The sequence below is a fragment of the Neobacillus niacini genome (assembly GCF_000759675.1).
In the GTDB taxonomy this organism is placed as follows: domain Bacteria; phylum Bacillota; class Bacilli; order Bacillales; family Cytobacillaceae; genus Neobacillus; species Neobacillus niacini_A.
Genome location: NZ_BAWM01000020.1, coordinates 361,500 through 384,707, shown reverse-complemented (window position 1 = coordinate 384,707; position 23,208 = coordinate 361,500). Strand labels below are relative to the sequence as shown.

Genomic DNA, 23,208 nt, shown 5'->3' with positions numbered 1-23,208 from the left:
TTGATGATAAAGGTATTAATTGCAGATGATGAACTCATTGTTAGAAAAGGATTAATCGCAACGGTAGATTGGGAGAAATTTGGCATGGAGGTAATTGCTGATGCACCTAATGGACAAAAAGCTTGGGAGCTCTTTCAGCAGCATTGCCCCGAAGTAGTCATAACCGATATTGTCATGCCTGAAATGAATGGAATTGAGCTTGCTAGAAACATAAAACAGAGTTCCCCAACTACCAAAATATTATTGTTAAGCTGCCATCGAGACTTCACTTTTGCACAGGAGGGGATGAATATTGGTGCTTCTGGTTATATTTTGAAAACAGCCTTTGAAGACCAACAATTTGAAGAATACCTTGGACGAATTGAAAATGAAATTAATCATACCAATATCCAAAATTCCTATGATTCATCCTATCTAGCAAAGGAATTCTATGAATGGTTATGTGACTTTGAAAATTCTTTTCCTAAGCTAGTACGGGAACTGTTTTCTAATGAGTGGAATTGGATGGAGAATCCTTATTATATTTATTTAATTACCGGAATAAATAGCAGCGAGTTTTTTCAGAAGAAACTGTCTTGTGGGGAAGAGCAATTTGCTTTGATTCCTTGCGGGCATGATCAAGCCTTTATTTTTATCCAAGAAAAGTCAAAAGCAGATTTTGAACATCTTCTAGTTGAGGCTAGAAGTATAGGATCCTCTATTCGTTGGAAGGATCACGGCCCAAATCGAGGAATGAATGAATGGATGGATGGAGTGACAAATCTTTTCCGCAAGTTCAAATTTGAAAAACAATTTAAGGTTTCGATGGAGGATTGGCCACTCCCCATTCGTAAGGCTGTTCAAATCATTATCCAAGATTTAGATCAATCTTTTTCATCAAGCTATATTGCCAATGAAGTGGGCTTAAGCCGGAGTCATTTCAGCACCATGTTTAAAAAGACAGTTGGAGAAAGCTTTATTGCCTTTATAGAAAAGCTGAAAGTCAAAGCTGCGTGTGAACTTCTTGAAAATACTTCGCTTCCTTTACAAAATATTGGTGAAAAAATAGGCATTCAGGATGGGAAATATTTTAGCAAATGGTTTAAAAAATGTATGGGTAAAACACCTTCGGAATATCGACAGGACAAAAAGCAGAATGTAAGCTAACAAAATTCCCCATCATGCATAGTTTTAAGAAAATTCAAACAATAGTACAAAAAGAATAAGATAATAGTATGTTCTAGACCGCTTTCATTCAAGTTATAATGAAAGCGGTTTCTGATATCTTGAAAGGAAAAAGAGGAACTAGTAATGAAGAAATTCAGGATGACTTTTCTGGCACTCATTTTAGTATTTGTTATGGCTGCCTGTTCAGACAATCAATCTAGCAGCAGGGCTGATCAAACAAGGAAGGAGGGTAACGAAAAAATAGTTCTTCGTTTTGCAACCTGGGATTCAGGAGAAGCACTAAAAATACAAGAGGCGATTGCTGAAAAATTTGAAGAAAAACATCCATTTATAAAGGTGCAAATGGAGGCCTATGGTGATGAATTTGATCAAAAGCTGGCCGCAGCATTTGGTGCAAAGAATCCTCCAGATGTTATGTATATGTGGAATTTCCCAGCCTATTTTCAATCACTTGAACCACTTGAAAATTTTATTAAAAGAGATCCCACTATCGACTTGAATGATTTTTACCAAGGTCTTTTTAACTATTCGACTATGTATCGAAAACTGTATGGTATGCCAGCCGGGTTTACAACAAGGGTGGTCTATTATAACAAGGATTTATTTAATGCTGCTCATGTCCCTTATCCAAAGGATGGATGGACATGGGATGACTTTCAGAGTGTGGCAAAGAAATTATCTAATCCTGCTATCGAGCAGTATGGATTTGGGGTAAGACCAGAACCAGATACGTATGACCTTCAAGGCATTGTTTGGAGTAATGGCTCAAGCTTCATTAGTGAGGATGGAAAGAAAATCGACAGCTATATGAATAGCCCAGAAACCATCGAATCGATAGAAGTGTTTGCAGACATGGTCAAGGAAAAAAGCGCAGTGCTTGTTGGCGGTAAAAATCAACAAAGTGGTGAAGAGGTTTTTAAAGCAGGCAAGATTGCCATGTGGGAAAGCGGAATTTGGCCATTGGAAGAGTTTAAAAATGCTAAGGTGAACTTTGGAACAGTTGAAATGCCTGCATTTAAAGGAAAACCAGTAAGAGGTGTTATTTCTTCTTCGGCAATTTCGATTGCGAAGGATTCAAAAAATAAAGATCTAGCATGGGAATTTGTGAAATTTTTCTCCTCCCCAGAAGCAATAAAAATGAGAACAGCTGATTTACCTGTCCGCATTAGCATGGTGAAAGAGATGAAAACAGATCAAGACCCATTAATTGGACCATTCTACAAAATGCTAGAAAGATCGAATGCTACCCCATCATATCTATTAGCTAAAAATTGGGATGAAATCAATCGGAATTTATCGTCAGCAATAAATGCCATCATGCTGGAACAGGATGCGAAAGAATTATTAAATAATGCCGTTATCGATTCAGAGAAATATATGGGGCAGTAAAAAATAAAAAAGTGTTTAATGATTTTCTACTATAGATCAAATCAATTTTTTCAGGAGGTATTAAGATGATAACTCAAGATTACTTTGGTTTAGAGGATAAGGTGTGTGTTGTAACAGGAGGGGCATCAGGGATTGGACTAGCTGCTGCAACACTTTTAGCTGAAGTTGGTGCTAAGGTGATTATGGTAGATATTAATCAAGAAAACGGTCAAAAGGCCGTGGCTGAGTTACAGAGGAAAGAATATAGGGTGGAATTCTTACAATGTGATGTAAGCAGTGGAAACGATTGTATCGCCGTAAGAGATCATATCGAAAAGAAATACGGTACCATCGATGTCCTTTTTAACAATGCTGGTGTTATCAGAAGAAAAACGGTTGTTGATTTGGAAGAGGCGGATTGGGATTTAGTCATTGATGTCTCCTTAAAAGGAATTTATCTACTTTCTAAATATTTAATTCCGCTTATGGCTAGTGGCGGCGGAGGAAGTATCATTAATACCGGCTCTGGATGGGGAATAAAAGGTGGAGACCAGGCAGCTGCTTATTGTGCGGCCAAAGCTGGAGTCGTTAATTTAACAAAGGCGATGGCAATTGACCATGGCCCGCAAAATATTCGTGTGAACTGTATTTGTCCAGGCGATACCGATACTCCGTTATTACGGGATGAAGCGAAGCAATTAAAGCTGAAAGAGGATGATTTTTTAGTATCCTCTGCAAAAGGCCGACCATTAGAAAGACTTGGAACGCCAAGGGATATTGCCAAAGGAGTCTTATTCCTTGCCAGTGACTTGTCAGAATGGGTAACAGGTACAGATTTAATCGTTGATGGCGGCGGTTTAGCCTGATTTTTTGTAAAATTGCAAATTTAACTATTAATCATTCAACCTACAAGGAGGTAATTTTCATGTCACAAAAGGTACACCCTTATATTCCGAACATGGTGCCAGAAGTACAAGCGGAGATGCTAAAGGTGATTGGCGCTGAATCCATTATGGAATTATACTCAGGCATCCCGGAGGAGCTGCAGCTTAAAGAAGATCTAAAACTGCCGCCGGCATTAACGGAGTACGAGCTTAGACGCCATATTGAAGGAATCCTAAATAAGAATACAAGTGCAAAGGAATATTTGAATTTCCTAGGAGCTGGCTGCTGGCAGCACTTTATCCCAGCAGTATGTGATGAAATTAATCAGCGCTCAGAATTTTTAACAGCCTATGCGGGGGAACCATACGAGGACCATGGACGTTTTCAGGCGCTTTATGAGTATCAAAGTTTACTAGCTGAATTAGTAGATATGGATGTTGTGAATGTTCCAACCTTTGATTGGGGGCAGGCGGCGGCTACATCAATTAGAATGGCAGCCCGTATCACCGGGAGGAAAAAAGTCTTATTAGCCAAGACCGTTGCACCCGAACGAAGCAAAATTATCATCAACTACGGAACGCCGGAATTAGAATTTGAATTTGTTCAATTTGATACGAAATCAGGGGCAATGGACTTAGAAGACCTACAAGAAAAATTATCAGAAGATGTTGCCGCCCTATATTTTGAAAATCCATCCTACCTTGGATTTATTGAGGCACAAGGAACAGAGATTTCTAATCTATTAAAGGAAAACGAAACACTGATGGTAGTTGGGGTCGACCCGATCTCTCTTGGCGTACTGGCACCACCAAGTCATTATGGAGCTGATATTGTTTGTGGAGACCTGCAGCCCCTTGGTATGCATATGAATTACAGCGGCGGCCAGGCAGGCTTCATTGCCTCACATAATGATGTGAAAGTTGTCAGTGAGTACCCATCCCGATTGTTTGGTATTGTCCCTACGGTGAAAGAAGGAGAATACGGCTTTGGAGATGTGGCATATGAGCGGACTTCATTTGCTCAAAGGGAAAATGGAAAAGAATCCGTTGGAACGCAGACAGCATTATGGGGCATCACAGCAGGAGTCTATTTAGCCTTACTTGGCCCAAACGGTATGAAGGAAGTAGGCCAAACCATTATGCAAAATAGCCAGTATGCTGCTCAAGAATTGAATCAAATTGCCGGTGTAACAGGTTCACGTTTACATTCATCATTTTTTAAAGAGTTTATCGTCGATTTTAATGAAACCGGCTATTCGGTTGAACAAATTAATCAAAGACTGTTAGAAAAGAAGATTTTTGGTGGAAAGGACCTCTCACTAGAGTTCCCTGAGTTTGGTCAATCAGCATTATTTTGTGTAACCGAGGTTCATACGAAAGAAGATATTGACCATTTAGTTCAAGCCATTAAGGATATTTTAGCGTAATAATCGAAAGAAGAGAGGAGCATTCAGACATGAAAAGGATTCAACGAACAAGCAAGACCAGGGATTTTCACCAAGCAAAATGGAATGAACCGATTATTTTTGAACTCCATCAGCCAGGGGAAAAGGGAGTAGAACTGCCGCCGGTAAACGAGGAAATTGCATCAGTTGTAGGAGATGGAACATCGGCCATTCCAGCAGCGATGCAGAGAAAGAGTAAGCCTAATCTCCCTGAAATTGGTCAAGCACGGGTATTAAGACATTATCTAAGACTTTCCCAAGAAACCCTTGGTTCGGACTTTAATGTAGAAATTGGACAAGGAACCTGTACGATGAAGTACATTCCAAGAATAAACGAGTTGTTAATTCGTGATCCGAAAATGATGGAGCTTCATCCATTGCAGAGTGAAGATACCGTTCAAGGTATGCTTGAGATTTTCTACAAGCTGGACTTATGTATGAGAGAAATATCTGGGATGGATTATTTCTCCTTCCAGCCAAGCAGTGGAACGCAAGCACTGTTTGCGATGGCATCAATCGTAAGAAAATACCATGAACAAAAAGACGAAGGGGATCAGCGGGATGAAATCATTACGACGATTTTCTCTCACCCCTCGCAGGCAGCAACGGCAGCTGTAAAAGGCTATAAAATTATTACCCTGCATCCGGATGAGAATGGCTTTCCTGATATTGAAAAGTTAAAAGCAGCAGTGTCGGAGAGAACAGCAGGCTTTGTTGTGGCAAACCCTGAGGATACAGGTATTTTTAATCCGAAAATAAAAGAGTTTACAGATATTGTTCACCAGGCAGGCGGTCTTTGCTTTTACGATCAGGCGAATGCGAATGGCCTTCTAGGAATCACAAGAGCAAAAGAAGCGGGCTTTGATATGTGTTTCTTTAATCTTCACAAAACCTTTGCTGCCCCGCATATGTGCGGCGGACCAGCAACTGGTGCACTCGGTGTGACAGCAGCATTGAAAGAGTTCTTACCGGCACCAATTGTTAAATATCAGGAGGGTAAATACTCGCTCCAACACGATTTAGAGCATTCTATTGGTAAGGTTCGTTCCTTCCATGGTGTAGCTCAAACGGTATTGCGTGCCTATGCCTGGATTCGTGCACTTGGAGCTGGCGGTCTTAAGGAAGTAGCAAAAACTGCCGTGTTAAACAATAACTATATGTATCACAAGGTTTTAGCGATTCGTGGGGCGGGTGCACCATATGTCAAAGGACATCGCCTTGAGCAGGTCCGTTATAGCTGGGAGCAGTTAACAAAGGAAACCGGGGTTACAACTGAGGATATTCAGTTAAGAATGACTGATTTCGGTCTCCATTACTGGACTAGCCACCATCCTTATATCGTGAAACAACCATTTACCCTTGAACCGACAGAATCCTATTCAAAAGAGGATTTAGATGAATATATCAACGCACTAGAGCAAATATCCAAGGAGGCATATGAAAACCCAGATATCGTCAAAAGTGCCCCGCATAATAGTACAATACACAAAATGGACGAGCAAGATTATTTGGATCATCCAGAGAAATGGTGCATCACCTGGAGAACTTATTTGAAAAAAACAGAAGCATATAAACTAGTTAAATAGTAAGTACAGCATTTTTTTTACAAAGGCTCTTTTCTCAAACACTGTTCCATTTGAAAGTAAAATACGATTAAGCATTCTTTTCATTGGGATTCGCCTTAATTTATGAGAAAAGAGCCTGCAAACTTAGTTCTAAAGCTCAAAATAGCTTATTCCGCGTTAAAATCGGCTTTAAGATTTTAACAACAATCTTTACAAAACCAGCCTTTACAAAAATAGGGGGTCAAAAAATGAAAAAGTACATGTCGATTATGCTAGTAATGATTTTGCTAATGCTATCCGCCTGTTCCAATAATACAGCGGGGGATGAAGAGAAACCGGGAGATTCAAAAAATCCAGCAGGGACGATAACTGTATGGGGCTGGGATGTTGCGGCAGCAACTATGAAAGCAGCAGTTGAGGGATTTCAGAAAAAGTATCCTGATGTAAAAGTTAAGGTAGAGGATTTTAATAGCTCCGATTTATACGATAAGGTAACAGTTGGTCTGGCAGCACGAGGTTCAGGATTACCAGATGTTGTGTTAATGGAGGATGAACGAATTCCTGGATACTTGCACCAATTTCCCGAAGGATTTGTAAATTTGGACAAGCTTGGGTATGAACAATATAAAGATTCGTTCAATCCGGCTAAGGTGGCTGCTGTACAGAATAAAGACGGGGATTTCATCGCAGCTCCATGGGATATTGGACCCGCAGGAATGTTTTACCGAGTAGATTTTTTTGAAAAAGCAAATATTGATCCAAATTCCATCCAAACATGGGATGACTACATTGCCGCAGGCAAGAAGATTAAAGAAGCAACTGGGGCGCAGCTATTACCAATTGATATACCGAACTATGATGGTGTCTTCCAAATGATGATGCAGCAGCAAGGCCTTTCTTATTTTGATAATGATGGTAAAATCACCCTTCAATCAAAGGAAGCTATCCAAGCCATGGAAGTAATCAAAAAGCTTCATGACGAGGATTTAATCCTAAACAATAAAGGGTGGGATGGTATTGTAACCGCAACCGTAAATGGAAGTGTTGCCACCATTCCTTATGGTGTCTGGTATGCAGGTACTATCATGGACCAAGCACCAGATTTAAATGGGAAATGGGATGTATTTTATCTGCCGAGCTTTGAAAGTGGCGGCACAAGATATGCGAACGTAGGAGGATCATCCGTGTTGATTCCTTCATCAAGTAAAAATCAATCTGCTGCCTATGCCTTTGTAGAATTCTTTACAACAGATCAAGAATCCCAGCTGCTAGGTTTTGAAAAATATGGGCTTTTCCCATCCTTAAAGGAAACGTACAGCGATCCAAATTTCACTGCTAATAGCGAGTACTTTAATAATAATCCAATTTTCAAAAAGTTTGCTGATATTGTTGACCAAGTGCCACAAATTAACGTAAACGAAAACTTTGCAAAAGCAAGCAGTCTGACAAGTCATGCACAAGCAGCCATTTTACTTGAAAACAAATCGGTTCAATCTGGATTAAAGGATGCGGGAGAACAATTAGAAAATGAAATAAAAAAGTAGATTTTTAGAGAACAATAGAGCTGAGTGTTCCCATTTTCCTCAGCTCTCTTATTCTAAAATCTTTTAAAGTTAGGAAGGTGGCTCGGTTGGAGCAAACAGAAAAGGTTGTAAATACCAAAACAAACTTTCAAGTCAAATCGAGAAAAAGTTTATTAACTCCTAAAAATGTCCCATATGTTTTTATCGCGCCAGCATTTCTACTCATTTTGATTTTTACCGTTTATCCCGTTATTTCTTCGTTTATCTTAAGCTTTCAAGAAGTACGTGGTCTGGAGAAATCATTTGTGGGTTTTGCCAATTATTCTCGATTATTTCAAGATCCCGTTTTCTATAAATCTCTTTTAAATACTTTTCAAATTTTGATTGTCCAAGTTCCAATCATGCTCTTTCTCTCTTTACTGATTGCAGTGGGGCTCCACTCTTCTATGTTAAAAGGGAAGGCGTTTTTTCGAATCTCTTACTTTATGCCTGCAATCACAGCGCTTGTTGCTGCGTCGATTGTTTTTATGATTCTATTAGATGAGCATTTCGGTCTCGTTAACTATTTATTATCATTTGTCGGTATTGAACCCATCCCTTGGTTAACAACGCCATTTTGGGCGAAGGTCTCTGTAATCCTTGTTATGACTTGGAGATGGACAGGATATAATATGGTGATTTTTTTAGCTGGCCTACAGAATATTCCATCTGAATTATATGAAGCAGCAAGTATTGATGGAGCAAGTAAAGTAAAGCAATTTTTCATGATCACGATTCCGCAATTAAAACCTGTATTTATTTTTACTGTTGTCCTGTCAACAATCGGCACCCTTCAGCTATTTGATGAGCCGTTTATTTTAACACAAGGTGGACCAAATAATGCCACGATGACAATTACACTTTATTTATATGAAGCAGGCTTTAAATTCTTTGACTTTGGTTATGCATCAGCGATTGCTTATGTTCTTGTCATAATAACGGCAATCATTTCATGGGTTCAGATGAAACTGGTAGGTGATGAATAATGATACATTCTAAGAAAATATCCTCGAAATTAGGGATTTATTGTTTATTAATCGCTGGTGTGGTCTTATCGATTGCACCATTTTATTGGATGCTCGTCGGTTCTTCCCTGCCATCAGGAGAGATTTTTCGTTTACCTCCTAAACTTCTTCCAGGCGATTACTTAGCAAAGAATTTACAATCGCTTAATGAGTCATTAGGGTTTGCCAAAATCTTTTGGAATTCATTATTTATTGCACTCGTTTATACATTGGTTAGCACACTTATTAGTTCAATGGCTGGGTACGCATTTGCAAAATTTAAATTTAAGGGTAAGAACTTGTTTTTTTTCATTATTTTATGCACATTAATGATTCCTTCTCAGGTGACATTGATTCCTTTGTTTGAAATGATGGTTACTTTTAATTGGTTAAATACGTATCAAGCAATCATTTTACCAACGCTGGCTTCTCCTTTTGCGATTTACTTAATGAGGCAGAATATGAAGTCGGTTCCAGACTCGATTATTGAGGCTTCCCGAGTGGATGGGGCGGGGGAATTAAAAATATTCTTTACTGTTATTTTGCCCGTAACAAGACCTGCAATGGCTGCCGTTGCTATTTTCCTATTTATGTCCCAATGGAATAGCTTACTCTGGCCGCTTATTACGTTAAATTCGAAAGAAATGTTTACTCTGCCTGTTGCGTTATCCAGTTTAATCGGAATGGCGCGAATTGATTATGGACAGTTAATGTTAGGAACCACCTTATCTACGATCCCAATTATGATCTTTTTCCTATTGCTGCAAAAACATTTTATTTCTGGGATTTTAGGTGGAGCGGTAAAAGAATAAAAATGATCCTTGATGATCTACAGTATTGTGGGCTGTTTGGTGCAAATTTGTAGATATCCTTAAGAAACGTGTAGATATATCTAGATCTATATAGATGTCCAAGCAATTTGTGTAGATAAATCTTGAAAGTGTGTAGATATCTCAACAAAATGTGTATATATCCAAGGAATCTAGTAACATTTTAAATAATAGAAGCGCCCAGCGACAAGTATATGTCACTGGGCGTTATATTATTTTGATTCTGCAGCTTTTCTTTCTTTAAATTCTGCTTTGATTTGAGCTAAAGTATCAGCGTCCGTAATCAGTTTTAAAGCGGTTAGTGCGAGAGCTTTAGCACCAGTGATTAGAGCTTGGTCTCCTTTAGGTGAGGCTGCTGCTTCTCTAAATGGTACGGTATGTGGTATAAGTTCACTGGTACCAATTTTTATATAGGGATGGATGGTTGGGACAACCTGGCTGATGTTTCCCGAATCTGTTGAGCCGATGCCCTTGTCTCCACCTTCAACCACGGTTTCACCTAATTCTTCTACAACTTCCTTGAATACAGCATTATAACTACTATTTAATAGAAGGTTATCGACTTCATTTTGGAAGGCAATGACGTTCAACCTTGCCCCTGTGGCCAATGCTGCGCCTTCTGCAACTGCTTTTACACGTTGTGTAACTTCGTTCAAACAAGCTCTTGTAGCTGCCCGAATGAAAAATCTGGCTTTTGCATATTCAGGGATAATGTTTGGTGCATCCCCTCCATGTGTGATGATTCCATGAATCCGTACATCGTTAGTTAGCTGCTGCCTTAAGGCATTGATTCCATTAAAAAGCTGTATGACTGCATCGAGTGCATTAATTCCTTCATGCGGGTTGGCCGAGGCATGTGCCGGTTTTCCGATAAATTCAAAGTCTAGTGGGTCGACAGCTAGAGATGAACTGCTTAGACGAGTCTCACTGTTCGGGTGAATCATGAGTGCCGCGTCGATCCCATTCACTAGTCCATGTTTGACAAAGCTTCCTTTAGCACTGCCGTTTGGCCCGCCTTCTTCTGCAGGGGTACCGAAAACAACTGCTTCTCCGCCTGTTTCTTGTAAAACCTTACTAAAGGCAATAGCGGCAGCGACACTAGTTGTTCCAATAATATTATGGCCACATGCATGTCCCAAACCTGGCAGGGCGTCATATTCCGCTAGGAATGCGATGGAGGGACCAGGTTTTTCTGATTTTTTACGAGCAATAAATGAAGTTTCATGTCCGGCAACCGCCTTTTCAACCTCAAAGCCTTCTTTTAAAAGAATGTCGGTCAGCAAGGCAGAAGCAAAAAATTCTTCATTGCCGATTTCAGGGTTTTCATGAATTTTATGGCTTGTTGAAAGGTAAAGCTCTTTATTGCTTTCTACATTTTCAATGATTGTTTCTTTTAATGCTGTTATAGATTTAATAGGTACTGTCATCATTTCTCCTCCTCCGATTGTCCAGCTCCAGCGCCTAGGGGCTCGGGGTCATAAGCCGCTGGGAAAAAATGAACTGCTTTTTTCCTTGGGCAGGGCGCTTCCGCTTTTCTATTTACCAGCCGATGTTGCTTAGTGGCACGAATGTTGGGATCAGGTTGCCTTTGTACTCTTCAGCAATAAATTTAGCTGTATCTTCTGATTGATAAAGTTCTGCTACTCTCTTATATGTTTTGTTGTCTTTGTCCTTTGCTTGGACAGCAATAATATTAAGGTAAGGAGTTGCAGTTTCACTTTCAACGAAGATCGCATCTTCTAATGGGCTAAGACCTGCATCAGCAGCAATCCCGTTATTGATGACAGAAGCAGCAACGTCTGGCAATGCTCTTGGTGTTTGCGCTGGAACCACTGCGACAAATTCAATGTTTTTAGGGTTTTCTTTGATTTGAGTAAGATCACCATTTGCATCGAAATCTTCTGGTAATTCAATGAGTCCAGCTTCTTGAAGAAGTAATAATGCACGTCCTTGGTTGGATGCATCGTTAGGAACAGCAATTTTTGCTCCATCTGGAATGTCTTTGACATCTTTGTATTTTTCAGAGTAAATTCCCATTGGGGCAAGGACAGTAGTCGCAATTGGCACTAGATCTAATTTGTGTTCTTTAATAAATACATCGAAATAGGCAACAGTTTGGAAGGCATTAACATCTAGTTCGCCTTCTGCAAGAGCTGTGTTGGGAGCAACGTAATCGGAGAATGAAACGATTTCGATATTGATTCCCTCTTTTTTTGCTTTTTTCGCTACAAAATCCCAAATACGTGTATCGGTTCCGCTAACACCAAGCTTAACGGTAGTTGATTCTTTACCCTCTGATGTTTTTTCAGCGCAGCCGGCGCCAATAATCGCCAAAGTAATAATAATGATGAATAATAAAAGTTTTTTCATAGTCGTTTTCCTCCTAAATTATCTTCGTCTGATTTTTTTTGCTGCTATATTTCCTAATGACTGTAGGCCTTGAACCATTACAATCAGAATTGCTACTGTAATCATCATCGTGACTGTATCAAAACGCTGGTAGCCATAGGTAATGGCTAAATCTCCAATCCCACCGCCACCGACTGCCCCCGCCATCGCCGATGCTCCAACTAAACCGATGGTGGCAATCGTAAGGGCTAAAACAAGTGAACTCAGTGCTTCAGGAATAAGAAATTTGAAAATGATCTGCCCTGGAGTTGCCCCCATTGCCTCTGCTGCTTCAATGACACCTGGATCCACTTCTAGCAAAGAATTTTCTATCAATCTTGCAATATAGGGACCGGCATAGAATACCAAAGGGACAACTGCCGCGGCCGTTCCAATGGATGTACCGACAATTAATCTAGTGACCGGAATCATGGCAACTAATAAAATTATGAACGGTACGGAACGAAAAATGTTAATGATCCCATTCAAGACGGTAAAGAAAGGCAAATTCTGAAGCAGATGGCCTTTCCGTGTTACGACTAACAATATTCCCAACGGAAGACCAAGGATGGTTGAGAACAAGAGCGAGAAGGCTACCATTTGGATGGTCTCGATTAAGGCAGAAATGATTTGCTCTGAATTAACTAGCATGTGCTGTCACTTCCTTTATGCTGATTTTCTTCTGGTTAATATAGGTTAAAGCACGGGTGATTTCTTTATCAGATCCTTGGAACTCAACGATTAATTTTCCAAACGGTGTGCCTTGAAGCTCAGTAATGTTTCCAAACAAGACATTGATATGAATGTCAAACTGTTTGGCAAGATCGGAGAGCAAGGGCTGTCCGGCTGAGCTGCCTACAAAATTGATTCGGAAAACCTTTTGCATCCCTTCATGTTTTTGAATGATTTCTTTTATGGAATCAGGGATCTGGTCATTCATGACGGAGCTTACAAAATTCTTGGCTGTCTGTGTTTTCGGTGCCGAGAAGACGTCAAACACCGTGCCTTCTTCGATAATTTTGCCCGCTTCAATTACCGCCACCCGGTCACATATCTCTCTAATTACCGCCATTTCATGGGTGATGATTAGAATGGTTATGTTGTATTCCTTATTGATTTTTTTCAACAGCTGCAAAATGGAGCTGGTTGTCTGTGGGTCGAGAGCAGATGTTGCCTCATCGCAAAGGAGAATCGAAGGCTGTGTTGCCAACGCTCTCGCAATGCCAATTCGCTGCTTTTGTCCCCCTGAAAGCTGGTCTGGATAATAGTCGGCCTTGTCGGCTAATCCAACAAATTCTAGTAATTCCTGAACGCGCTTCTTTATCGCGTCCTTGGAAACTTTGGCTAGTGTAAGGGGCATTGCCACGTTGGCGAACACCGTTTTTGAGTTTAATAGATTAAAGTGCTGAAAAACCATTCCAATATTTTTCTTAATCTCACGGACCTCTTTGACAGACATAGAAGTGAGGTCATGACCATCGACGATCACACTACCAGAGGTCGGACGCTCTAGTAAGTTTACACAGCGGATAAGTGAACTTTTACCGGCACCACTGAACCCGATAACACCGAATATCTCACCTTTATTAATCTTCAAATCAATTCCATTCAACGCGGCAACCTGCTGCCCGCCACTTTCATAAACCTTTTTAAGATTCTGAAATTCGATCATGGTGTATCTCTCCTTTTTTAACAATGCTCTTTTGTAAGAAAAGAGCTTGCAATCTTAATTTCGAGTACAAAAATAATTTATTCCGCGTTAAAATCGGCTTTAGGATTTTAACAACATTCTTTACGAAAACAGCCTTTAACAAATAAAAAACCCTCTTCTTGGAAACAAGAAGAGGGCATGCCGCTGCAAAGCAATAGCAAAAAACTCTTCTTATCTCCCAAGCATGCTGCTTGCTGGATTTGGCACAGTTCCCAATTGGTTCCGCTGCCGAGGTGTCATAGGGCCAGTCCCTCAACCTCTCTGGATAAGAAATAGTATTCAGTTAAAAATAAAAAACCTCTTCTTGAAAAAGAAGAGGGCAAATTAAAAAAATCATTGGGCCTCTTCTTATCTATCAAGTCGCACTTGCTGGATTTGGCACAGAATCAGATGATTCCGCTGCCGAGGTGTCATAGGGCCAGTCCCTTAACCTCTCTTGATAAGAAGTATTTTTACTTTATTCATTTTTTGAACTTGTTTATTAATTTACTGTAGGAAAATTCAAAAGTCAAATACTTTTTTAAAAATAATATTTAATAGCTTGAATTTAAAACGCTTTTCAATCCCTGCTGATAGGCAATTTTAAGTAATAATAAAATTTTTTTGGCGGTCTTCGGTAACAGAAACTCCTTATTTAATAAAATACCTTTTGCGTGGTTTTACTGGATAAAAGACAATCGATGGACTGGTTATTTTAATGTTTGGAAAGCCTGGAAGGGTTCGAGTGGCTTCTAGATCTGAAAATTTGTTTAGGTCAACATGATTAAGCGCTCCGGTTGTGCATGCCTCGACACAGGCTGGCGGAAGTCCGGCATCTTGCCTTGGGTAACACATCTGGCATTTGCTCATTTTTTGTGTTTCGGGATCAAATTGCGGTGCTGAGTATGGACAAGCGGTTACGCATAACTGGCAGCCTGTGCAACGATTTTCATCAATTTCTACGATTCCATCCTGTCTTTTTGTAAAAGCCCGCTCGGGACAAACTCTGAAACATTCTGGGTTGTCACAGTGATTACAGGAGACGGATAGGAAAAAATCTCCGGAGGTTTTTGTCACCTTTCTCCATCGGACATGGGCGGGAGTCTGGTTTTCATTTTTACAAGCAATTTCACATGCTTTACAGCCTATGCAGTCATCGGCATTAAAGGAATATCCTAGTTGTTTAAACATGTGACTCCCTCCACTTCTTGATGTAGACGATACTGTCATAAAAATAAGTACTGACATCCTCTTCGTTCTGTTGAATGATTAGTTGATTAATTGGATTATTACCTGCTTGATGAGTTAGGATAATATTTTTGGGCAGGTGTGGATTAATCTTAGCCACTCCCACGATTTGTCCTTGGTCATTATAAACCTCAATTTTTTCTTGGTCATTAATATCATTTAGTTGTGCAGCTTCAGTAGACAGTTCAATACAGGACTCATCTTGAGTTCTATTAAGCCAATTTAACGATTCATATTGTGAGTGTATTTTTAGTAAGGATTGCGGGGTGATTAATTTATATTCATCCACTCCGCTTGAATCTCCCTGGTATAGCGAAACTTCACTCTTTTTTCCATCGGGTGAGAATAAGCGAAAATTCTTTTTGTCATGAGATAAAACCTTTTGTATACCTTTTTGATAAGGTCTCTTTAAGATGTCTTCATAGGTTGTTAATGAATACAAGGCCATAATCTCCGGAGTCAATTCTTCTTTAATCCAATCGATGGGTTCTTTGTCAGCTGGAAAATTAGAAAACCCAGGTGAGAGCTCATTTAATTTCCTCGTTAACTCCCTTGCAATTTGCAAATCACTTTTTGCCTCGTAATAGGGTGGAATGGCTTTTTGGTTAATCGAGAGCCAATAGTGCCAATAGCCGACATTCAAATCTTCTTCTTCAAAGTGTGTGGCAGCAGGCAGGACGATGTCGGATTTTTCAGCCGTCTTGGTCATGTAAAGATCGACAGTGACGATTAGCTCTAATTTTTGAAAGAGTTCAACCCACGCTTTTAAATTATGGTCTTGTGTAATGTTTCTTGATGCAATCCATAAAAGACTAAGCGGCGGCTCCGATAATTGAAGAGCGCTGCTGGCATAGTCACTAATGTCAACTTCTCGCGGTCCAGGAATCATCGGGTGCTCGGGTCCTTTATGATTTAGGAGAGCACAGGGAAAATCATCAACGTCAAAATGCATGAAATATAGTCCGCCATTTGGAAGAAAGAGATTCCCAGTTACGGCCGCAAGACTGTTAATGGCGCTGATACTTTCACTTCCATGGCTATTCCGCTGCACCCCTAAACCAGCCCAGGTAGCAACCGGTTTAATGGTTCCGTATAACTCACTAAGCTCCTTAAGTGCCTCAATTTCCACACCCGTTTGTTTACATACCTCATCCATAGTTAACTGGTTTTCTAGGTATTCTTTATATTCCATCCAGCCTGATGTTTGTTCCTCAAGGAATTCAAGGGAATGCTGCTGTTTTTCGATCACGAGTTTGGCAATGCCAAGCGCAAGTAACCGATCTGTTCCAGGATGAATTTGGATATAGAGATCAGCTTTTTTGGCTGTTTGGGTAAAAATAGGGTCAATTACGACTAGTTTTGCTCCTTTACTACGTGCCTCTTTAATAAACTTCATCTGATGAACATTGGTTACAGCAGGGTTTGCCCCCCAAAGTACAATGAGTTTCGAACCTGCCATATCCTCTGGAACGGAGCTGAAGCTTTCACCAAATGAGCGATTCATCGCGAGCTTTCCTGTAAGTGCACAAGGATTTCCGATTGGCTTTGTGTGCGGACCAATGCTGTTAAACATTCCTTCTGTTGCATAATGCAGTAAGCCGAGGTTACCTGAAAATTTATTGTATCCACTTGCTAGATTAGAGCCATAACGCTGATTCAAATCAATCATTTTTGAAGCGATGATGGTATAGGCTTCATCCCAAGAAATTCGTTTCCACTTACCAGACCCTCTTGGACTTTGAAGCATCGGATACTTAATTCGATCTGGGCTATATACATATTGTGTAAAGGCATATCCCTTCGCACAAAGGCTTCCCTTTGAATACCCATGCTCAGGATCTCCGGTAACCTTGATCAGCTTTCCGTTTTTTACATGTGACAGGATGCCGCATGTACCGTAACAATTCCGTGGACATGTATTTCGATAGATACCATCCTTCATGCTAAACACCCTCACTCTTTATATTTTTCTAAGCTGTTTAATTTTGATTGCTGCGGTAATATTCAGCTTGTTATTCAAATCATCAAGCTTGAGATCGAGAATTTCTTCGATTTTTTTCAAGCGGTACCTTAATGTATTGCGGTGGAGAAACAAGGCTTGTGAGGTAGCTGTCATATCGAATTGATTGGTGACTAAACCCTCTAGTGTTTCCATTAGCTGCACATTATTTGTCTCGTCATACAACACTAATTCCCCTAAAGTAGCTTCATAATATTCTCTTAATTCCTGCAGGTCATGTTTATATAAAATTCTTTCTACCCCTAAGTCCGTGAAAAAGGGAATCGCAATTCCTAGTATCTCTCCTAGATCTAAAGCGACTTTTGCTTCCTGATAGCTTCGGAACAGGTCAACAGGACTTTCATAGGTCTGTCCAATCCCGCAGGAGAATATTTCTTCAGGATAGAGTGATTTCAATTGGTTAATAACGTTTTTTGAAAAAGTTTCGATATCGGCTCGGTGCTTTTTAGATTGTTCTGCTTTCATTGGCAGTATCACAATCACCTGGTTTTGTCTCTTCATGGTAACCGGTTTTATCGAAATATCGAGCAGCGCTCTCTCTATTATATATAGTAATGTGTTGATCATTTGTTTATCGGTTAGGACATGATTAAAGTCTGTCATGGCAAACACTAAGGATGTTTGTGGCTGGTGGAAATCCCAATCCCAAACTCTGCCATATTCATAGATTTCCTCTTTTTGTTTGATATTTCCGTATAACAAATCGAAAAGAAACGCTTCCTTGAATTTCATTTTCTCTTGTCGCATTTCTAGTTTTCTATAAAGCTGGATAGCGACTAGGGAAGCGGCAAATTCAAGGAGTGGTGCGTATGATTCAGTCGGTTGGTTATCTTTTGGAAAAATAAATAAATATCCAAGGGTATTATTTTCATGAGTGATGGGCGAACCAACACCACATAACTCTGAATCTATCGTTGTAATTTGGTACTTTAAAGCAGGTGTGCTTTCAATTTGTTCCAGTTGTTGAATGGCCAAAATGGTCTTGATTACGAGATCTCCAGAAGGTGAGGATGACGCAAGGATTTGATAGTGGGGATCAGTAATAAGAACAGGGAGCGAGAGAAGGGTGCAAAGCTTGTTCGTTAGTTTTGGCAATCCTTCTGTTGTCGTAGAAAGCAATTCCTGTACCATGTCTGGGATGATAATAGATTTGTTCATAGGGACCAATCCTTTCTACCATACTCACATTTATTACCTCAATGGTAACCCAATATCATTGGTTGAACAATGAAAGTCACAGAATCGTAAAATCCATCTGTCCATCACGCACAAAAAATCGACAGGTTTTTCGTTCACCCAGGCCATACTCATCCCTCTTTTATCCTCCTATAATAATAGTAATAAGTGAAATGGTTCACAAGATGCGATTAGGAAGGTGGATAAGATGAAGACTCTCACTAATGAAAAAATGGAGAAATTGAACAATCCATCACTTTTAAAATATAGAAGCATTTACAAAAACATTGAACAATCCACAATCAATCAAATTGAAACATTCGGTCTGCCCTTTGAGGAGAATAACCAAACGGCCCTAAAGAAGCAGCTTCAAGTGCTCAAAGATAGTGGTGCTACATTTAGAAATAATGGAAAAAGTATTTTGTCGAATGAACGGATCTCGAGTGCCTGTGAAGCATGTCAGACAGGCAGCGGCAGTTATACAAGCTTTGTTTCACTAAAATGCCATCGTGATTGTTATTTCTGTTTTAACAAAAATCAAGATAATTACCAGTTTTTTCTTCAGAATCAGAAAAACGTCACCCAGGAGCTGCAATCTTTATTTGATCAAAATGTACAGCTAACACATTTAGCCCTGACTGGCGGGGAGCCGTTATTACACCATGATGAAGCACTAGCCTTTTTCCAGTTGGCTAAGAAGTTATTCCCTGAAGTTCATACAAGATTGTATACGGCAGGAGACTTATTAACAGAAAGTATCCTGGAAGGGTTGAAGGATGCAGGGTTACAGGAGATTCGCTTCAGCATCAAATTAGAAGATTCTTCGCAAAAAAGGAAGCATATACTCGGTAAGATTTCAGCAGCGAAGAACTATATTCCTAATGTGTTAGTGGAAATGCCCGTTATTCCAGGAACAGAAGAAGAAATGAAAAAACTGCTTCTAGATTTAGAAGAACTTGGGGTATATGGAATTAACTTATTGGAATTTTGCTTCCCGCTTGAGAACACAGAAGCTTTTCGTGAAAAGGGCTTTGAGCTTAAGAATCCACCCTATGATGTCTATTACAACTTCTGGTATGCTGGCGGATTGGCGGTTGCTGAAAGCGAAAAACTTTGTCTCGAGCTTGTTCGATATGCAAGGGAGAAGAATTTTCAACTTGGAGTCCACTATTGTTCGTTAGAAAATAAATTCACCGGGCAAATTTTCCAACAAAATCATAATCAAAAATTAGACGACACCTACCACTTTTCTACAGTAGATTATTATTTCAAAACGGCAAAGGTTTTCGGTCGTGATAAACGGAAAGTAATGAAGGTTTTGGATCGGAAAGGATTCATGTACGTTCAAAACGCAGACTATGATTACCTGCAATTTCCGATTAAGGCAATCCCATACTTGCGAGAAAAGGATGTTGGTATTCTTATTTCCTCCAATGTCGTGGAAGTCGATCGTGGTAATCAGAGTATTAGAGAAGTCCATCTTGACTGGACGAATGCAGCAGAATATAACCTGGAAAACAGTTAACTAGAAGGGGTGAGCAGGATGGAAATGACGAAACAATCGATAACCGTCGAGGATGCGATAGAAATTTTTAATGCAAGAGAATTTGCTTATGACATTTTAAGGAGATTCTTTATTGAAGAGCCATCCCGAGAGTATATAAAGTTGTTTATTCAAAAGAATATGATTGATTTATTTCCTTTTAAAGAGGAGTCAGAGGGGATTGGTGCGGGTGTAAAAAAAATTAAAGACTATTTAGCTTCGTACAATCCAGGAATGATTGATCAGCATTATGAAGACTTGCACTGGGATTACACAAAAATGTTTATTGGACCTTTCGACATTCTTGCTTCTCCTTGGGAATCAGTGTATGTCCGAAAAGATAAATTGTTGTTTCAACAGACGACGATGAATGTGAGGAAGCTTTACAAGAAATATGGATTTCAGGCGGGGGACTTTAACATTGAAGCAGAGGATCATATTGGCCTTGAAATCGATTTTCTCTATCATCTCAATCAACTAGCCATTGAATCTGCTGTTTCAGTATCAGCAACGGCTTTACAAGAAATTCAGTATCTCCTTCGTGAGCAAAAACAGTTTATGGAGGACCATTTGGCAGAGTTTGTTCCAGCATTATCTAAAAAGATTCAAGAGCATGCGGATACAGACTTCTTTCGTGGAATGGCGCTACTTTTGCAACACTTTTTAGTAATGGATTCAAATGTTCTTAATGAACTATTGAATATAGAAATGATCCAAAAGTAAGGAAGAGGAGGGTCAAACATGTTGGATCTTGTACAAAAAATCAAAGATTTTAAGATGACAAGAAGGTCGTTTATTGGCTGGACTAGTGCCGCTGCAGCGACTGCGGCCATACCCGTTTCTAGAGGTTTAGTTGCCAAAGCAGAAACAGGCATTGGTACAGAGGATAAGAATGGTGAAGGAATATGGAAAGCAGCAGCATGCTGGCACAACTGCGGCGGCCGTTGTGTGAACAAAGTTCTTGTCCAAGATGGTGTTGTAGTTCGTCAAAAAACCGATGACACACATCCAGATAGTCCTGATTTTCCACAGCAACGTGGATGCTTACGAGGACGTTCACAGCGTCATCAAGTATTTGGTGCCGATCGTCTGAAATACCCAATGAAGCGAAAAAACTGGGCAGTTGGCGGCGGTAAAAAAGGGCTGCGAGGTAAAGACCAGTGGGTAAGAATTTCTTGGGCTGAAGCACTTGATATTGTCTCAAGTGAGATTACTAGAATCTCAAAAAAATACGGAAATGAAGCTCTATGGGCTACCGGTTCTGGTCAAATTACGAAGGTATTATCCTTAAACGGAGGCTGCACAACAGACTATGGAACCACCTCTTGGGGTGCTTGGTACTGGGCGCCAACGATGATGGGTGTGGCCGAGGGCTGGACTGATCTTGGTATCAACGACCGGATCGACCTGAGAAACTCACAATTAATTGTTCTTTGGGGAGAAAACCCAGCATGGAGCAGCCCAGGAAGTCCTACTTATAATTTTATGCAGGCAAAAAAGGCTGGAGCAAGATTTATCTCAATCGATCCTTCTTATACAGAATCAGCAAGAACCTTCAAAGCCGATTGGGTTCCAGTAAGACCTGGAACAGACCATGCACTAGCACTAGGGATTATGAATGCATTATTAGATGAAGATGATCCGATTACCAATCCGTTAATTGACTGGGATTTCTTATACCGTTGTACGGTAGGCTTTGATGCTAGTCATATGCCAGAAGGTGCCGATCCAAAAGAAAACTTTAAAGATTACCTTCTAGGAACCTATGACAATCTTCCGAAAACACCGGAATGGGCTTCAGAGATTTGTGGTGTAGAACCGATTAGAATTCGTGATTTAGCTCGTCAAATTGGCTCAACGAATAGAGTTGCTCTTTTAACTGGTTGGGGACCTGCACGTATTAATGATGGTGAAGGTTGGGTTCAAGCATTTTCAACTCTTGGCATGATGACAGGACATATGGGCCGTTCAGGAAGTATGACAGGAGTTAGCTGCCATCGAGCTGCCGGTAATGGCGGACCATGGTTAGTAAAAGCAGGAAATGATGGATACCTATCTGTAAAGAATCCTGTGACCAATATGTTGAATCATAATGAAATCTTCACAGCCGTTTTAGATGGAAAGTTCCATCAAAAAGGTGAGGGAGAGCGGAAAGCGAATATTCAATTAATCTATCATCAATTTAATGCAACTCTTCAAACACGTGGTGCGATCCAAATGGGAATTGAAGCACATCGAAAGGTAGAGTTTGTTGTTTCACATGCCTATGTATTAACCACGAATGCAAAGTATTCAGACGTGGTTCTGCCTGTAACGACGGAATGGGAAACAGAAGGTGGAATGCTTCAGGGCAATCGTGAAATGTATATTGTGTATTCCAACGTTATAGCTCCGTTATATGAAGCGAAGAGTGATGTGCAAATAGCAAAGGAATTAACTGAGAAACTTGGCTTAGATTCTAAACTACTTTATCCAATTAATGAAAAACAAGCCTTTTTTAACAAGTTAGCAACCAGTAAAGTAATCGCCGCAAATGGAGTCGATTATGAGCCATTGGTAACGATTACCGCCGGGGACATTAAAGAATGGGGCGTAATGGGTACACCGCAGCAAGGACGAATTGGGTTAAAGGAATTAATCGAACAGGGTGTCTATCAGGTTCCACGAAAGCCTGGCGATAATTTCGGCTTTATCGCTTATAAAAGCTTTGTTGAAAACCCAGAAAGTAATCCGCTCTCTACACCAAGTGGAAAATTTGAAATCCATTGTAAGACAATACACGAAGAATCAAAGGGCGGCTGGACAGTAATCGACCCAATTCCTAAATACGTACCAAAAACCAAAGGGTTTGAAGATACCTTTGAAAATTGGGAAAAGAAAAAGAAGGGCGATTACCCATTCCAGGTATACAATCCACACTATTTAAGACGTTCACACAGTACCTTTGATAATGTTCAACAGCTTCGTGAAGCATGGACAAATCCAGTCTTTATCAATATGAGTGATGGTAAACGCCTCGGAATCAAAGAGGGCGATACAGTTCTTTTATATAATGAATATGGAAAAACATTACGGCCGGCTCATCTAACAGAAACAATGACGCCTGGTGTAATCGCTCTGCCACATGGTGCATGGGTTCAACTAGATGAAAAAGAAGAGGTAGATAAAGCAGGAGCAGATAATATGCTTACTGGCCCAATTGCCACAGGTCTTGGAACATCTGGATGGAATACGGCTGTTTGTAACATGAAAAAATGGGATGGCGAACCTTTAATCGAGGATGTTAAGTGGGATCAGCGCATCATTAAATTTTAAATA

18 protein-coding genes and 2 riboswitches are annotated in these 23,208 nt (G+C 40.1%); of the genes, 11 read left to right on the top strand and 7 right to left on the bottom strand.

All coding sequences use genetic code 11. From position 1 onward, the window contains the following. The first annotated feature begins 3 nt into the window (after positions 1–3). The 8 genes from TR08_RS11755 to TR08_RS11720 all read left to right on the top strand — a co-directional run bounded on the left by TR08_RS11755 (position 4) and on the right by TR08_RS11720 (position 9,807). A complete protein-coding gene (locus TR08_RS11755) occupies positions 4–1,146 on the top strand; it encodes a response regulator transcription factor (RefSeq protein ID WP_193747724.1) in 1,143 nt (380 codons plus the stop codon). Positions 1,147–1,290: 144 nt separating this feature from the next. Beyond that, on the top strand, positions 1,291–2,556 hold the full coding sequence (locus tag TR08_RS11750) for a sugar ABC transporter substrate-binding protein (protein WP_045518371.1): 1,266 nt from the start codon (positions 1,291–1,293) through the stop codon (positions 2,554–2,556). 65 nt (positions 2,557–2,621) lie between these two features. Continuing rightward, positions 2,622–3,401: an SDR family NAD(P)-dependent oxidoreductase gene (locus TR08_RS11745; protein WP_045518370.1), complete on the top strand. Its 780-nt coding sequence runs from the start codon at positions 2,622–2,624 to the stop codon at positions 3,399–3,401. Between the two features lie 59 nt (positions 3,402–3,460). Further along, on the top strand, positions 3,461–4,846 hold the full coding sequence (gene gcvPA, locus TR08_RS11740) for an aminomethyl-transferring glycine dehydrogenase subunit GcvPA (protein WP_045518369.1): 1,386 nt from the start codon (positions 3,461–3,463) through the stop codon (positions 4,844–4,846). 29 nt (positions 4,847–4,875) lie between these two features. Further along, positions 4,876–6,450 carry an aminomethyl-transferring glycine dehydrogenase subunit GcvPB gene (gene gcvPB, locus TR08_RS11735; RefSeq protein WP_045518368.1) on the top strand — a complete coding sequence of 525 codons (1,575 nt, stop codon included), beginning with the start codon at positions 4,876–4,878 and terminating at the stop codon, positions 6,448–6,450. A 227-nt stretch (positions 6,451–6,677) separates the two neighbouring features. Beyond that, on the top strand, positions 6,678–7,973 hold the full coding sequence (locus TR08_RS11730; RefSeq protein ID WP_045518367.1) for an ABC transporter substrate-binding protein: 1,296 nt from the start codon (positions 6,678–6,680) through the stop codon (positions 7,971–7,973). Between the two features lie 86 nt (positions 7,974–8,059). After that, positions 8,060–8,977 carry a carbohydrate ABC transporter permease gene (locus TR08_RS11725; protein WP_081954443.1) on the top strand — a complete coding sequence of 306 codons (918 nt, stop codon included), beginning with the start codon at positions 8,060–8,062 and terminating at the stop codon, positions 8,975–8,977. Continuing rightward, positions 8,977–9,807 (top strand): carbohydrate ABC transporter permease, encoded by an 831-nt coding sequence (locus TR08_RS11720; RefSeq protein WP_045518366.1) that lies wholly within the window; start codon positions 8,977–8,979, stop codon positions 9,805–9,807. Before TR08_RS11725 ends, TR08_RS11720 begins: the two co-directional genes overlap by 1 nt. Before the next feature lie 230 nt (positions 9,808–10,037). Here TR08_RS11720 and TR08_RS11715 read toward each other — a convergent pair whose 3' ends face one another. The 7 genes from TR08_RS11715 to TR08_RS11685 form a co-directional block, all read right to left on the bottom strand. After that, a complete protein-coding gene (locus tag TR08_RS11715; protein ID WP_045518365.1) occupies positions 10,038–11,252 on the bottom strand; it encodes a M20 family metallopeptidase in 1,215 nt (404 codons plus the stop codon). A gap of 112 nt (positions 11,253–11,364) precedes the next feature. After that, the gene (locus tag TR08_RS11710) at positions 11,365–12,195 is read right to left on the bottom strand and encodes a MetQ/NlpA family ABC transporter substrate-binding protein (protein ID WP_045518364.1); all 831 of its coding nucleotides are present in this window, start codon (positions 12,193–12,195) and stop codon (positions 11,365–11,367) included. An 18-nt stretch (positions 12,196–12,213) separates the two neighbouring features. Continuing rightward, positions 12,214–12,864 (bottom strand): methionine ABC transporter permease, encoded by a 651-nt coding sequence (locus TR08_RS11705; RefSeq protein WP_045518363.1) that lies wholly within the window; start codon positions 12,862–12,864, stop codon positions 12,214–12,216. Beyond that, positions 12,854–13,885 (bottom strand): methionine ABC transporter ATP-binding protein, encoded by a 1,032-nt coding sequence (locus tag TR08_RS11700; protein WP_045518362.1) that lies wholly within the window; start codon positions 13,883–13,885, stop codon positions 12,854–12,856. The genes TR08_RS11705 and TR08_RS11700 overlap by 11 nt, the downstream gene beginning before the upstream one ends. Positions 13,886–14,092: 207 nt before the next feature. Further along, positions 14,093–14,196, bottom strand: a riboswitch (SAM riboswitch). 73 nt (positions 14,197–14,269) lie between these two features. Continuing rightward, positions 14,270–14,370: riboswitch (SAM riboswitch) on the bottom strand. Positions 14,371–14,554: 184 nt separating this feature from the next. Further along, the gene (locus tag TR08_RS11695) at positions 14,555–15,094 is read right to left on the bottom strand and encodes a 4Fe-4S dicluster domain-containing protein (RefSeq protein ID WP_045518361.1); all 540 of its coding nucleotides are present in this window, start codon (positions 15,092–15,094) and stop codon (positions 14,555–14,557) included. Further along, complete coding sequence (locus TR08_RS11690) at positions 15,087–17,093, bottom strand: molybdopterin-dependent oxidoreductase (RefSeq protein WP_045518360.1); 2,007 nt, start codon at positions 17,091–17,093, stop codon at positions 15,087–15,089. The genes TR08_RS11695 and TR08_RS11690 overlap by 8 nt, the downstream gene beginning before the upstream one ends. An 18-nt stretch (positions 17,094–17,111) precedes the next feature. Continuing rightward, on the bottom strand, positions 17,112–18,329 hold the full coding sequence (locus TR08_RS11685) for a PucR family transcriptional regulator (RefSeq protein WP_045518359.1): 1,218 nt from the start codon (positions 18,327–18,329) through the stop codon (positions 17,112–17,114). A 226-nt stretch (positions 18,330–18,555) separates the two neighbouring features. Here TR08_RS11685 and TR08_RS11680 point away from each other — a divergent pair, with 226 nt between their 5' ends. The 3 genes from TR08_RS11680 to TR08_RS11670 are packed head-to-tail and all read left to right on the top strand — an operon-like array spanning position 18,556 to position 23,205. After that, entirely contained in the window at positions 18,556–19,872 is a 1,317-nt protein-coding gene (locus TR08_RS11680) for a radical SAM protein (RefSeq protein WP_045518358.1), read from the top strand. A gap of 18 nt (positions 19,873–19,890) precedes the next feature. Next, positions 19,891–20,613, top strand: coding sequence for a TorD/DmsD family molecular chaperone (locus TR08_RS11675; RefSeq protein WP_052427427.1), 723 nt, complete (start codon positions 19,891–19,893; stop codon positions 20,611–20,613). Between the two features lie 18 nt (positions 20,614–20,631). Beyond that, positions 20,632–23,205, top strand: coding sequence for a molybdopterin-dependent oxidoreductase (locus TR08_RS11670; protein WP_045518357.1), 2,574 nt, complete (start codon positions 20,632–20,634; stop codon positions 23,203–23,205). Positions 23,206–23,208 lie beyond the last annotated feature (3 nt).